At 62.7% G+C, this 14209-nt stretch carries 9 protein-coding genes; 5 read left to right on the top strand and 4 right to left on the bottom strand.

What is annotated here, in order from left to right; genetic code table 11:
- The first annotated feature begins 125 nt into the window (after positions 1 to 125).
- The 3 genes from glmU (at position 126) to QTJ18_RS13345 (ending at position 4364) form a co-directional block, all read left to right on the top strand.
- Positions 126 to 1511 (top strand): bifunctional UDP-N-acetylglucosamine diphosphorylase/glucosamine-1-phosphate N-acetyltransferase GlmU, encoded by a 1386-nt coding sequence (gene glmU, locus QTJ18_RS13355; RefSeq protein WP_252754503.1) that lies wholly within the window; start codon positions 126 to 128, stop codon positions 1509 to 1511.
- Positions 1512 to 1616: 105 nt separating this feature from the next.
- A complete protein-coding gene (gene glmS, locus QTJ18_RS13350) occupies positions 1617 to 3443 on the top strand; it encodes a glutamine--fructose-6-phosphate transaminase (isomerizing) (RefSeq protein ID WP_252754504.1) in 1827 nt (608 codons plus the stop codon).
- Between the two features lie 234 nt (positions 3444 to 3677).
- Positions 3678 to 4364: a DUF502 domain-containing protein gene (locus QTJ18_RS13345; RefSeq protein ID WP_252754505.1), complete on the top strand. Its 687-nt coding sequence runs from the start codon at positions 3678 to 3680 to the stop codon at positions 4362 to 4364.
- A 94-nt stretch (positions 4365 to 4458) separates the two neighbouring features.
- On the opposite strand, the gene recG is transcribed toward QTJ18_RS13345, so the two are convergent.
- A complete protein-coding gene (gene recG, locus QTJ18_RS13340; RefSeq protein WP_252754506.1) occupies positions 4459 to 6576 on the bottom strand; it encodes an ATP-dependent DNA helicase RecG in 2118 nt (705 codons plus the stop codon).
- A 93-nt stretch (positions 6577 to 6669) separates the two neighbouring features.
- On the opposite strand from recG, the gene QTJ18_RS13335 reads away from it, so the two are divergent.
- Positions 6670 to 6999 carry a succinate dehydrogenase assembly factor 2 gene (locus QTJ18_RS13335; RefSeq protein WP_252754507.1) on the top strand — a complete coding sequence of 110 codons (330 nt, stop codon included), beginning with the start codon at positions 6670 to 6672 and terminating at the stop codon, positions 6997 to 6999.
- Entirely contained in the window at positions 6996 to 10511 is a 3516-nt protein-coding gene (mfd, locus tag QTJ18_RS13330) for a transcription-repair coupling factor (protein WP_252754508.1), read from the top strand. Before QTJ18_RS13335 ends, mfd begins: the two co-directional genes overlap by 4 nt.
- Before the next feature lie 90 nt (positions 10512 to 10601).
- On the opposite strand, the gene QTJ18_RS13325 is transcribed toward mfd, so the two are convergent.
- The 3 genes from QTJ18_RS13325 to QTJ18_RS13315 all read right to left on the bottom strand — a co-directional run bounded on the left by QTJ18_RS13325 (position 10602) and on the right by QTJ18_RS13315 (position 14195).
- Positions 10602 to 11513 carry a DMT family transporter gene (locus QTJ18_RS13325; protein ID WP_252754698.1) on the bottom strand — a complete coding sequence of 304 codons (912 nt, stop codon included), beginning with the start codon at positions 11511 to 11513 and terminating at the stop codon, positions 10602 to 10604.
- A gap of 160 nt (positions 11514 to 11673) precedes the next feature.
- Positions 11674 to 12345, bottom strand: coding sequence for a DsbA family oxidoreductase (locus tag QTJ18_RS13320; RefSeq protein ID WP_252754509.1), 672 nt, complete (start codon positions 12343 to 12345; stop codon positions 11674 to 11676).
- A 38-nt stretch (positions 12346 to 12383) separates the two neighbouring features.
- Complete coding sequence (locus QTJ18_RS13315) at positions 12384 to 14195, bottom strand: extracellular solute-binding protein (protein ID WP_252754510.1); 1812 nt, start codon at positions 14193 to 14195, stop codon at positions 12384 to 12386.
- Positions 14196 to 14209 lie beyond the last annotated feature (14 nt).

The following is a 14209-nucleotide window of genomic DNA, read 5'->3' as shown; positions in this document are numbered from 1 at the left end:
GAGAACCATGGACAGAAAGGCGCCTGCGGGCGCCTTTCGCATTTCAAAAACCGGGGCTGCGGCGGTATTGGCGAAGCCGATAAACTACTGATAGAAGGGCACATCACCGATGGAGACCCGCCCTGATGAACCGCACCTGCCTTGCCGTGATCCTCGCCGCCGGCGACAGCACCCGGATGAAATCCTCGATGTCGAAGGTGCTGCATCCGATCGCCGGCCTGCCGATGATCGCGCATGTGATGCGGGCGGTGCGCGCTGCCGGAATGCGCGACGCCGTGCTCGTCGTGGGGCGCGACGCCGAGACCGTGACGAAGGCGGGATCGATCCCGGACATGACGGTATCTGCCGTCCTGCAGACGGAGCGTCGCGGGACGGGTCATGCGGTGCTGATGGCCAGGGAGGCGATCGCAAAAGGCTATGACGATCTGCTGGTCACCTATGGCGATGTCCCGCATGTGCGACCGGAGACCTTTCTGGAGGCGCGGGCAAAACTTGCAGAAGGCGCGGACCTCGTCGTCATCGGCTTCCATGCCGCCAACCCCTTCGGCTATGGCCGTCTGCTCGTGGAAAACGGCGCGCTGATCGCGATCCGCGAGGAAAAGGATGCGACTGACGAAGAGCGGAAGGTCACCTGGTGCAATAGCGGCCTCATGGTCATCAATGGCGCTCGCGCACTCGGCTGGCTGGAGAAGATCGGCAACACGAATGCCAAGGGTGAGTACTACCTGACGGATATTGTGGAGATCGCCCGCGCCGACGGCGGCAGCGTCGTTGCGATCGATGCGCCGGAGGCGGAGCTTGCCGGCTGCAATACCCGCGTCGAGCTGGCGCTCCTGGAGCGCATGTGGCAGGACCGGCGGCGCGACGACATCATGCTGTCCGGCGTTACGATGATCGCGCCGGAAACCGTGTTTCTGAGTTACGACACCAGGATCGAGCCGGACGTGCTGATCGAGCCGAATGTGGTCTTCGGCCCGGGCGTTACGGTTGAAGCGGGGGCAGTCATTCATGCCTTCTCGCATCTGGAAGGCGCCCATGTGGCAAAGGGCGCGACGGTTGGGCCCTTTGCCCGCCTGCGACCCGGCGCAAATCTCGGCGAGGGGGCCAAGGTCGGCAATTTCTGCGAGGTGAAGAAGGCGGAGATCGGTGCCGGCGCCAAGGTCAATCATCTGAGCTATATCGGCGATGCCTTTGTCGGCGCGGGGAGCAATATCGGCGCTGGCACGATCACCTGCAATTACGACGGGGTGAACAAGCACGAGACCCGCATCGGCGACAATGCGTTCATCGGCTCAAATTCGGCGCTTGTGGCGCCGGTGACGATCGGCAGTGGCGCCTATATTGCCTCGGGCAGCGTCATCACCGATGACGTGCCGGACGATGCCCTGGCGTTCGGGCGGGCGCGCCAGGAGGTGAAGCCGGAGCGGGCGCGCCTGGTGCGCGAACGGGCGCTGGCGCTGAAGGCCGCCAAAAAGCAGGCTCGGTCGCCGGATGCGAAGGCGGATCGGTAACGTTTTCTAGGTTACTGTAAGAAATCGAATTTGACCTCGGCCGACATTGCATTGCGCGTGCGGTGCGGTAGGACATCTGCGCTTGCAACAAGGAATGGGGCTCACATGTGCGGTATTGTTGGCATAGTCGGCAGGGAGCCGGTTGCGGAACGTCTGGTCGATGCGCTGCGCCGGCTGGAATACCGGGGCTATGATTCCGCCGGTGTCGCCACGATCCACGACGGGGTCATGGCGCGGCGCCGCGCAGAGGGCAAGCTGTTCAACCTCGAGAAGAAGCTTGCCGGCGAGCCGCTTCCAGGCCTGATCGGCATTGCCCATACGCGCTGGGCAACGCATGGCGTGCCGAACGAGACCAATGCCCATCCGCATTTCGTCGAAGGCGTCGCCGTCGTCCATAACGGCATCATCGAGAATTTCTCCGAACTGCGCGATGAATTGCTGGCCGAAGGCGCAGAATTTGCAAGCCAGACCGATACCGAGGTCGTCGCGCATCTTCTGGCGCGGCTGACCCGGCAGGGGCTGGACCATCAGGCGGCCATGCTGGCCATGCTCAACAGGATCACCGGCGCTTACGCATTGGTCGTGATGTTCAAGGATGATCCGTCGACCATTCTTTGCGCAAGGTCCGGTCCGCCGCTCGCCATCGGTCACGGCCAGGGCGAAATGTTCCTCGGTTCCGATGCCATTGCGCTTGCGCCTTTCACCAATCGCATCACCTATCTGGTCGATGGCGATTGCGCGGTCGTGACGGCAAAGGGTGCCTCGATCATGACCTTTTCCGGCGAGCCGGTCTCGCGCCCCATGCAGATTTCGCAGGCGGCGGCACTCATGGTCGACAAGGGCAATCACCGCCATTTCATGGAAAAGGAAATCTACGAGCAGCCGGAAATCATCTCCCATGCGCTCAGCCATTATGTGGATTTTGCTCACGCCACGGTCAAGCGGCCGGATGACGGTATCGATTTCGCAGCCGTCAACAGTCTGGCGATCTCGGCCTGCGGCACGGCCTATCTGTCGGGCCTGATCGGCAAATACTGGTTCGAGCGTTATGCGCGCCTGCCGGTGGAGATCGATGTCGCCTCGGAATTCCGCTATCGGGAGATCCCTTTGCAGAAGGACGCCGCGGCTCTCTTCATCTCCCAATCGGGCGAGACCGCCGACACACTGGCATCGTTGCGCTACGCCAAGGAGCAGGGCCTGAGGATCGGGGCGATCGTGAATGTCCAGGAATCCACCATTGCGCGGGAGGCCAATGCCGTCTTCCCGATCCTGGCGGGTCCGGAAATCGGCGTCGCCTCGACCAAGGCATTCACCTGCCAGCTGGCGGTTCTGGCGGCACTGGCCATCCAGGCCGGCCGCGCCCGCGGCACATTGAGCGCTGCCCAGGAAAGCGAGATGGTGAAGCATCTGATCGAGATGCCCCGCGTCATGAGCCGGGTTCTCAATCTCGTCCAGCCGCAGGTGGAAGGCCTTTCGCGCGAGCTCTCGCGTTTCAAGGATGTTCTCTATCTTGGCCGCGGCACCAGCTATCCGCTGGCGCTGGAAGGCGCCCTGAAGCTGAAGGAAATTTCCTATATTCATGCGGAGGGCTATGCCGCCGGCGAGTTGAAGCATGGTCCGATCGCCCTCATCGACGAGAACATGCCGGTGATCGTGATCGCTCCGCACGACCGGTTCTTCGAGAAGACCGTTTCCAACATGCAGGAAGTGGCGGCCCGGGGCGGCAAGATCATCTTCATCACCGACGAAAAGGGCGCTGCCGCCTCAAAGCTTCCGACAATGGCAACCATTGTCCTTCCCAATGTCGACGAAGTGATCGCGCCGATGATCTACGCTCTGCCGATCCAGTTGCTCGCCTATCATACAGCCGTGTTCATGGGGACGGATGTCGACCAGCCGCGAAACCTGGCGAAATCGGTGACGGTCGAATAAGGCTCGAAAATCAATTCCGGCAAGGGGAGTGTTTCGCTTCGGCCAGCCGCTCGGGTGCAGGCGGGGGCAGGGGCGAGGCCTTGTGCAGGGCCCGGCCTCTGCCTTGCCGATATTTCATTCTTTCGGCCTTGCGGTCAGCGGTCGGCTTGGGCATTGTCCGGTTTCACCTTGCTTCGGCAGCGCAGCATGAAGACGGACATGCAGGAAAACGGGCATGCAAGAAAACGGATCGGCATGACGAATAGTCCCGAGAGGATCACCATTGTCGGGCGGTTGCGCAACAACTTCCTGACCGGCCTGATCATCTGTGCGCCACTGGCGATCACGGTATGGCTGACCTTCGCCTTCATCGACTGGGCGGATAGCTGGGTCACGCCGTATATTCCGCAGCGTTACAACCCCCAATATTATTTCGATATTACCATTCCGGGGCTCGGGCTGCTGATCGCGGTGATCGTCATCACCGCCATCGGTTTCCTCGGCAAGAACCTGATCGGACGCTCCGTCGTCAATCTCGGCGAATCGGTGCTCCACCGCACGCCCCTGGTGCGAACGCTCTACAAGAGCCTCAAGCAGATCTTCGAGACGGTCCTGAAAGACCAGTCGACATCCTTCAAGAAGGTCGGCCTCATCGAGTTTCCGGCGCCGGGCACCTGGGCCCTCGTCTTCATCTCCACCGAAGCACAGGGCGAGCTCGCCTCCCGGTTCAATGACATGGGCGAGGATATGATGGCGGTCTTTCTGCCGCCGACGCCGGTGCCCACTGCCGGCTTCCTCATCTTCGTGCCGAAATCGCGCATCATCATGCTGGACATGTCACCGGAAGATGCGGCCAAGCTGCTGATCTCCGGCGGGCTGATCGCGCCGGACTGGAAGCCGAAGCCGCTGCCGGCGCCTGAGGCTGACAGGCTGCCGAAGTAAAGTTTGAGCTCACGCCGATAGTAGCGCCAAGTGCCGAGCGCAAGCTGACGCCGGGTGAGGGAGCATGCAATCCTGCTGCAAGACACGCTGAAGCTCAGCCCGCCCGCAAAAAACGCACGGCCTCGTCGCGGCGGAAAAGGTAGAGCAGGGTGCGGACAGCCTGGCCGCGCTCACTGTTGAGCTCCGGATCCTTGTCGATCAGATAGGCGGCGTCCTTGCGGGCGATCTCCAGCAGGTCCGCATGGGCTTCCAGGCTGGCGATCTTGAAGCCCGGCGTGCCGGACTGGCGCGTGCCCAGCAATTCGCCTCCGCCGCGCAGTTTGAGATCCTCCTCCGCGATCAGAAAGCCGTCCTCGCTGTCGCGCAGAATGGACAGGCGCGCCCGCCCGGTTTCGCCGAGCGGTCCCTTGTAGAGCAGAATGCAGGTCGAGGCCTCTTCGCCCCGGCCGACGCGGCCGCGCAGCTGGTGCAATTGCGCCAAACCGAAGCGCTCGGCATGCTCGATCACCATGATCGTCGCATCCGGCACGTCGACTCCCACTTCAACGACGGTGGTGGCGATCAGCAGCCGCACTTCGCCTGCCTTGAAGGCCGTCATCACGGCGTCCTTTTCGGCTCCGGTCATGCGGCCGTGCACAAGGCCGATTTTCGCGCCCAGCTGCGGTCCGAGCGCCGCCGTCAGCAAAGCATGCCGCTCCTCTGCCGACATGAGGTCGGATTCATCGGATTCCTCCACCAGCGGGCAGATCCAATAGGCCTTTTTTCCCTCGGCCAAAGCGGTCCGCAGCCGGCCGATAATCTCGTCGGTGCGCTCGCTCGGGATGGTCACCGTCTGGATCGGCTTACGCCCCGCCGGCTTTTCCGTCAGCTTGGAGACGTCCATATCGCCAAAGGCCGCCAGCACGAGCGTGCGCGGGATCGGCGTTGCCGTCATGACAAGGAGATGCGGCGCTATGCCTTTCGACGTCAGTTTCAGACGCTGGTGGACGCCGAAGCGGTGCTGTTCGTCCACGACGGCCAGCATCAGATCGTGATAGATGATCGCATCCTGAAACAGCGCATGGGTGCCGATGATGATCTGCGCCTCGCCGGAGGCGATGCGCGCCAGAACCTCCTCGCGCTCCTTTCCCTTGACGCGGCCGGTCAGCACCTCGACGCGCAGGCCGGCTGCCGCGCCGAAACGCTGGATGGTTGCATAATGCTGGCGGGCCAGGATTTCCGTCGGCGCCATCAGCACCGCCTGACCGCCGGCCTCCACCGCATCCGCCATGGCCATCAAGGCCACGAGCGTCTTGCCGGCGCCGACATCGCCCTGCACCAGCCGCAGCATGCGTTCGCTGCGTGCTATGTCCTTGCGAATGTCGGCAATGGCCGTTTCCTGGCTTGCCGTCAGCGTGAAGGGCAGGCTGTCGCGGATCCTGGCGCCGAGGCGGCCATCGGCGATGATGGCGCGACCGCTTGCCTTGCGCATGCGCTGTCGCACCAGTGCGAGCGAGATCTGACCGGCGAGGAATTCGTCATAGGCCAGCCTGCGACGCGATGGCGAGCGGGGATCGAGATCGGCGGCATCGCGCGGGTCGTGCAGCGCGCGCAAGGCCTCTTCCAGATCCGGCAGTCCCTCCCTCTCGCGCAAGGGCTCGTCCATCCACTCGGGAAATTGCGGCAGGCGCGCGAGCGCGCCTTCGACGGCGCGGCGCATGACTTTGGGCATCAGGCCGGCGGTGAGCGGATAGACCGGCTCCACCAGCGGCGTGTCGCCGGCCTCCGACATCTTCACCATCAGATCGGGATGCACCATCGAGGCCCGGCCGTTGAACCAGTCCACCTTGCCGCTGACCATGACCTGTTCATCGATCGGCAGCGCCTTTTCCAGCCAGTTGCCCTTGACGCGAAAGAAGGTCAGCGCCAGCTCGCCCGTCTCGTCATGCAGGAAGACGCGATAGGGCTGGTTGGATTTTCCCGGCGGCGGTGGCTGGTGGCGATCGACGCGGCCTTCCAGCGTCACGATCGCCCCTTGCGGCGATAGCGCTATGCCCGGCCGGTTGCGCCGGTCGATGATGGATGAGGGCGCGTGGAACAGCACGTCGATGACGCGGCAGTCATCGGCATCCTCGCGTCCGGTCACGCGGGCAATGAGATCGGCAAGCTTCGGACCTATGCCCGGCAGGCTGGAGACGGAGGCAAACAGGGGATCGAGAAGGGCAGGGCGCATGCCCGGCAAAATGCGATGGATTTTGCCTGCTTGGCAAGGCTGACATTCTCACCTTTTCATCCTATATCACGCGCGAAACAAGGTTTTATGCTCATGACTGGACTGTCGCGCTCAAGCGCCGATCTCGATCCCCGGCGCCGCCGTATCCTCTATCGCTGTTGGCATCGCGGAATCCGCGAGATGGATCTTGTCTTCGGCCAGTTCGCCGAGGAGCAGATCGCAAAGCTCGATGACGCCGAACTGGACGAGCTGGAAAAGATCATGGGCGAGGAAGACCAGGATCTCAATCGGTGGATCACGGGCGCAGATCCCCTGCCGGAGCGCCTCGATACGCCGATGTTTGCCCGCATTGCCGCCTACCGGCCGGATTTCGACCTGGTGACGAAGGCAAGCCTTGAAGAGAAATTTGGGCGCAGCGAATGATTTCCGGGTTCAGTGCCAGGGCCGTGGCGGCATCGCCCGCCGGCCTGACCATCGCCAATGTGCAGGCCGGCATGGAGCCGCTGCTTCTGGCAGAGCTTGCGCGCGCGGGCCATCCGGTCGCCTATGTCATGTCCGACGGGCAGCGCATGGCCGATCTGGAGCAGATGCTGTCCTTCGTGGCGCCCGATATTCCGGTCCTGACGCTGCCGGCCTGGGACTGCCTCCCCTATGACCGGGTCTCGCCCAGTGCGGACGTGTCGGCGCGCCGCCTGGCAGCCTTGTCGGGCCTTATAGCCCATGCCAAGAAGCCGCATCCGGCCATCGTTCTCGTGACGGTCAACGCGATGATGCAGAAGATCGCGCCGGCCGAGGTGATCGAGAGCCTGGCCTTTTCGGCTCGCCCCGGCAACACGATCCGCATGGACGACATCGCGGCGCGGCTCGAGCGCAACGGCTTCGACCGTGTCTCGACGGTGCGGGAGGTCGGGGAATTTGCCGTGCGCGGCGGCATTCTCGATGTCTTCGTGCCTGGAAACGAGGAGCCGGTCCGCCTCGACTTTTTCGGCGATACGCTGGAATCGATCCGCACCTTTGATCCAGCAAGCCAGCGCACCACCGGCCAGGCCCGCTCGCTCGATCTCAATCCGATGAGCGAAGTGACGCTGACACCCGACACGATCAGCCGTTTCCGCAAGGCCTATCTGTCCACCTTCGGGGCCGCGACGCGCGATGATTCGCTTTATCAGGCTGTCTCCGAGGGACGCCGCTATGCCGGCATGGAGCACTGGCTGCCGCTTTTCTACGAAAGGCTCGAAACCGGTTTCGACTATCTCAAAGGCTTCCGTATCGTCACCGACCATACGGTACGTGAAGCGGCGCAGGAGCGATCTAAGCTCATCCATGACTATTTCGAGGCCCGTCAGGCGGCGGGAACCTCCGGCAAAGGCGGGCTGGCGCAATCCGCGCCCTACAAGCCGATCTCTCCTGGTCAGCTCTATCTGGAAGGCTCGGCCTTCATTCGTGAACTGGATGCGGCAAGTGCGGTGCGGCTCACACCCTTTTCCGAAATGGATGGGCAGGCCAAGCGGGTCGTTACCCTGGATGCACATGCCGGTCCCCGCTGGGCCAAGGCGCAGGCGGATGCCGAGCAGCAGAACCGCGATGAACGCGTCAATGTCTTCGATCTGGTGGTCAAGCACATTGCCGACAAGCGGGCCGGTGGCGCCAAGGTCCTCATCACCGGCTGGTCGGCGGGTTCCCTGGATCGGCTCTTGCAGGTGCTGGACGAGCACGGGCTGAAACGCATCAAGCCCATCCAGTCGCTGTCCGAGATCGGCAAGCTTGCCAAGGGGGAGGCGGCCTCCGCCGTCCTCAGCCTGGAAGGCGGGTTCGAGACGGGCGATCTCGTCGTGATCGGCGAGCAGGACATTCTTGGCGACCGCATGGTGCGGCGGTCGAAGCGCCGCAAACGCGGCGCCGATTTCATTTCCGAAGTGGCTGGCCTCGACGAAGGCTCGCTCGTCGTGCATGCCGAGCACGGTATCGGCCGGTTTGTCGGCCTAGTGACGATCGAGGCGGCAGGCGCCCCGCGCGCCTGTCTCGAACTGCATTATGCCGACCAGGCAAAGCTCTTCCTGCCGGTGGAAAACATCGATCTTCTGTCGCGCTACGGTTCGGACGCGGCGGAAGCGCAGCTGGACAGGCTTGGCGGCGGTGCCTGGCAGGCCCGCAAGGCAAAGCTGAAGAAGCGCCTGCTTGACATGGCCGATGCCCTGATCAAGCTTGCCGCGACCCGCATGACCCGCCGGGCGCCGGTGCTTGTCACCCCGGAAGGCCTCTACGACGAATTTGCCGCCCGCTTTCCCTATGATGAGACCGAAGACCAGGGCAATGCGATCGAGGCCGTGCGCGAGGATCTGGCCGAAGGGCGTCCCATGGATCGGCTGGTCTGCGGCGATGTCGGCTTCGGCAAGACGGAAGTTGCCCTGCGGGCGGCCTTCTTCGCGGCGATGAACGGCGCGCAGGTGGCGGTGGTGGTGCCGACGACCCTGCTTGCCCGGCAGCATTACAAGACCTTCAGGGAGCGGTTCAGGGGCCTGCCGGTGCGGGTCGAGCAGGCATCGCGCCTGGTGAGCGCAAAGGAATTGAACCAGACGAAGAAGGATCTGGCGGAGGGCAAGGTCGATATCGTCGTCGGAACCCATGCCTTGCTCGGCAACGGCATCAAATTTGCCAATCTCGGCCTGCTGATCATCGATGAAGAGCAGCATTTCGGCGTGAAGCACAAGGAGAAGCTGAAGGAGCTGAAAAGCGACGTTCACGTGCTGACCCTCTCGGCGACGCCCATTCCGCGTACGCTGCAGCTGGCCATGACGGGCGTGCGGGAATTGTCGCTGATCACGACGCCGCCGGTCGACCGCATGGCGGTGCGGACGTTCATTTCGCCTTTCGATCCGCTGGTGATCCGCGAGACCCTGATGCGCGAGCATTATCGCGGCGGCCAGAGCTTCTATGTCTGCCCGCGGCTGGCCGATCTTCCCGATATCCAGGCCTATCTGCAGTCGGACGTGCCGGAACTGAAGGTCGCGGTCGCACATGGCCAGATGGCGGCGGGCGAGCTGGAAGACATCATGAACGCCTTTTATGACGGCAAATATGATGTGCTCCTCTCGACCACCATCGTCGAATCCGGCCTCGATGTTCCAACCGCCAATACCTTGATCGTCCACCGCGCCGATATGTTCGGTCTCGCCCAGCTCTACCAGCTGCGCGGCCGCGTGGGACGCTCGAAAGTGCGCGCCTTCGCCCTCTTCACGCTGCCGGTGAACAAGCAGCTGACGCAGACGGCCGAGCGGCGCCTCAAAGTGCTGCAGTCGCTCGATACGCTGGGCGCCGGCTTCCAGCTTGCCAGCCACGACCTCGACATCCGCGGCGCCGGCAACCTCCTGGGCGAGGAACAGTCGGGCCACATCAAGGAAGTCGGCTTCGAACTCTATCAGCAGATGCTTGAGGAGGCGGTGGCCGAGGTCAAGGGCGAGGATGATATCCATGATACCGGATGGTCGCCGCAGATCTCGGTGGGGATCACGGTGATGATTCCGGAGGACTACGTGCCGGATCTTCACCTGCGCATGGGTCTCTACCGCCGGCTCGGCGAGCTGACGGATCTCTCGGAAATCGACGGCTTCGGCGCCGAAATGGTGGATCGCTTTGGGCCAATGCCGGTCGAGGTGCAGAACCTGCTGAAGGTGGTCTACATCAAGTCCCTGTGCCGGACGGCGAATGTCGAGAAGCTGGAGGCGGGACCGAAAGGCATCGTGCTGCAGTTCCGCGACAAGCAGTTCCCCAATCCGGCCGCGCTGGTCGGCTATATCGCCAAGCAGGGGACAATGGCAAAGATCCGCCCCGATCACAGCGTCTTTCTGACCCGCGACCTGCCGACGCCGGAACGGCGGCTGGCAACTGCGGCGCAGATCATGGCGCAGCTTTCGGATCTCGCCAAGCAGGGCTGAGACAAGCAAGCAGGCCTGAGACGAACGGTGAGAGGCGGCCTCGATCGCCCTCAGCCACAACATGCCGGACCAGGGGAAGGAGGGCCGGCGCTACTTCTCTTCCGGCCTGACGGCAAGGGCCGCCTCGCTCTGCCCGGCAACCGGTGGCGGGAGCGCTGTGCCGCGCTTGCGCTCGCGCATCAGCGTCAAAAGCCCGGATCCGACGATGAGCGTGATGCCAAGCCCCATCCACACGTCCACATGGTCGTTGAAGATCAGGTAGCCGAGCAGGATGGCCCACAGCATCTGGCTGTATTGCAACGGCGTGACGATGGCGGCCGGCGCATAGAAGGAAGCGATCATCAACAGCACCGTGCCCACCGCCGCCAGCAGGCCAAAAACAACGAGCAGGGACAGGTCGACCAGCGACGGCGTCGTCCAATGCGGGATCATTGCGATGGCGCAGACGCTGAGCGCACCGAGAAGCCCGGCGCCATACATGGAAATATTCTTCTCGCTGGGTCCCAAATAGCGATAGATGATCACCGAGACGGCGCCCGTAAAGCCGGAGGCCAGCGCTGTCAGATGTCCGAGCTGGAGTTCGCGAAAGCCCGGCCGAAGCACGATCAGAACGCCGATGAAGCCGATCACCACCGCCGCCCAGCGTTTCGGCCCGACCTGCTCCTTCAGGAAGATCACCGACATGATGGTTGCGAAGGAGGGCAGGAGAAAGATCAGGCAGAAAGCCTCCGCCATAGCCAGTTCCGTGAAGGCAATGATGCTGCCGACGGTTCCGATCGTCGAGCAGACGAAGCGCAGCAGCCAGAGCGGCCGGTTGGTGGTGCGGATCATGTCGCTGAAACGGTCGCCGCGTTTCAGCAGGAAAGGGACTGCCGCAAAGCCGACCAGGGTGCCGATGAAACCCGTTTGGAAGGCCGGCACCCGTCCGTCCACCAGTTTGACGGCGGCATCGCTGAAGGAATAGGCGGCAAAGCAAAGGAGGGCGATGGCGACGCCCTTCATGGTGGTATCTGTGGAGGACACGGGCGGGTTTCCGGCAGGAGGAGGATCCTGATGGAGTAGAATCTTTTCAGCCGAAATGAAACTGATTCGATATCGGCGCGCCCTTTCTATCCGGATAGGCCTCCAGGGTATGCCCTACGCTCGGCGCGGGCGCGGTCGGTTAGTTCAGCCCGGCACGCGCCTCTGCCTTGGCGGCGGCAATCTCGCGGAACGCACCGGCCAGCACATCCGGCGTCTGCGCGCCGCTGATTGCATATTGCTGATCGATGATAAAGAACGGCACGCCATTGACACCCATCTTCTGCGCCGCATCGATTTCGCCGATGATCACCGCCTTGTCGGCCTCGGAGGAGAGCAGGGTCTCCATCACCTTGCGGTCGAGGCCTGCATCTTGCGCGATATCCAGCAGCACGTCGCGGTCACCGACATTGCGGCCCTGCTCGAAATTGGCCTTGAACAGCAGCGTTACGACGCGGTCCTGATGTTGCCGGCTTTCGGTCGCTGCCCAATGGATGAGCCGATGCGCATCCAGCGTATTGGGACCGATGGTAATGGCCGGGAAGTTGAAGGCAATGCCGACCTCCTGGCCGAGCTGCGTCAGCATGTCATGCGCCTTGCGCACCGCATCCGGTCCGCCGAGCTTTGCTTCCAGCGCCGCCTTCTGGTCGACGCCCTCCGGCGGGTAATCCGGATTGAGCCGATAGGGCCGCCAGTTGATATCGATGCCGATCTCGTCCTGCACCTCTGCAATGGCCAGTTCCAGCCTGGCCTTGCCGAGATAGCACCAGGGGCAGACAACGTCGGAGACAAGATCGATCGTCAGCCGTTCCATGGCTTGATCCTTTCCATGCGTGTTGCGGCGGCCGGCGCTCACTTCTGGGCGCGCGCATCCCACCAGGTCGAAAGCTGATAGCCATAGAGCGGCACTGCCTCTGGATGCTCTATATGCTTCCAGCGCGCAACCCATTGCTCGCCGATGTGATAAAGCGGCACGAGGTAATTGCCGGCCAGAAGAATCCGGTCATAGGCACGGATCGCAGTGGTGAAGGCCTCCGCCGTCCTGGCATTCAGCATGGCGGTAATCACCCGATCAACGGCCGGATCCGCCAGGCCTGCGAAGTTGAAGCTGCCCTGCCGGTCCTTCGAATCCGAGCCCCAGCGTCCCACCTGCTCGATGCCCGGAGAGAGGGAGGAGGGGTAGGATTTCATGATGACATCATAGTCGAAACTGCCGGACCGGCTCTGATATTGCGCATCGTCGACGGTGCGGATGGACAGGTCGACGCCGATCATGCGCAGGCTGCGCTGATAGGCGACGGCGAGCTTCTCCTGATCCTGGTTCTGCGTCATGATTTCGAAGGCGAGCGGCCGACCGGTCTGGTCCACCATCTTGCCATTGCGGATCGTGTAGCCGGCCTTTTTCAGCGTTTCGACGACGGTGCGCAGCACCTTGCGGTCGCCGCCCGAGCCATCGGTGCGCGGCAGAAAGGGTTTTCCCTGCAGGATCGGCTCCGGCATGGTCCGGGCTTTCTCGCCGAGCAGGGCAAGCTCCTTCTCGTCCGCCGCATGGCCAAGCGAGGACAGGGACGAGTTCTGCCAATAGCTTTCGGTGCGGCTATAGGCGCCATCGAAGAGGTTCCGGTTGGCCCATTCGAAGTCGAAGGCCAGCGACAGCGCCGCACGCACGTCTTCGTTCTGGAACAGCGGACGGCGCAGGTTGAAGACGAAGCCGAGCATGCCGGTCGGCACCTGCGGCTTGAAGACGTCCTTCACCACATCGCCGCTGGACACTGCCGGGAAATCATAGGCACGGGCCCAATGCGTCGGGTTCCCCTCAAGATAGACATCGATCGCGCCCTTCTTGAAGGCTTCGAACAGCGTGCTCTCCTGCAGGAAATATTCGACCGAGATCTCGTCGTAATTGTCGAAGCCCAGTTTGGCAGGAATGTCCTTGCCCCAGTAATCCGGGTTTCGCTCATAGACGATCTTCTGGCCAGGGCTGACCGACTTGATCCGATAGGGTCCGGACCCGATGGGAATTTCGAGCGTCGACTGATCGAATGTGTCGGCCTTCACCGCATGTTTGGGAAGGATCGGCGTCGCAAAGGCCAGGATCAGCGGAAACTCGCGATCGGCGGTTTCATTGAAGGTGAAGCGCACGCTGTGGTCGCCGATCTTCTCCATCGTCTTGACCGGTTTCAGCCGGTTGCTGAACGGCGTGCGACCCTTGTCGCGCAGGACTTCCAGAGAAAAGATCACATCCTCGGGTGTCACCGGCTGCCCGTCGGACCATTTTGCCTTGGGGTTGAGGTTGAACTGGATGAAGCTGCGCTGCTCGTCCCATTCGACGCTTTCCGCCAGCAGGCCATAGAGGCTGAAAGGCTCGTCGGAGGAACGCATCATCAGCGGCTCATAGATCAGATTGCCGAAGATATTGTCCCAGACGCCGCGCGCCGTGGTGCGGATGCTCTTCAGGTTGAACGGATTGAGGCTGTCATAGGTGCCGACGACGCCATAGGCGACCTTGCCGCCCTTCTTCACCGTCGGATTGACGTAAGGAAGATGTCGGTAATCGGCAGGCAGGGCCGGAGACCCATGCATCGCGATCGCATGGACGGGTTCAGCGCTGGCATTGCCGGACCAGGATGCCAGCAGGAGCAGAGACAATATCAGGCGGCGCATGGTCACCTCGTTGG

Source organism: Rhizobium sp. SSA_523, from assembly GCF_030435705.1.
Lineage (GTDB): Bacteria > Pseudomonadota > Alphaproteobacteria > Rhizobiales > Rhizobiaceae > Neorhizobium.
Note: the sequence above shows the minus strand (reverse complement) of the source record. Positions and strands in the feature narration are given on the sequence as shown.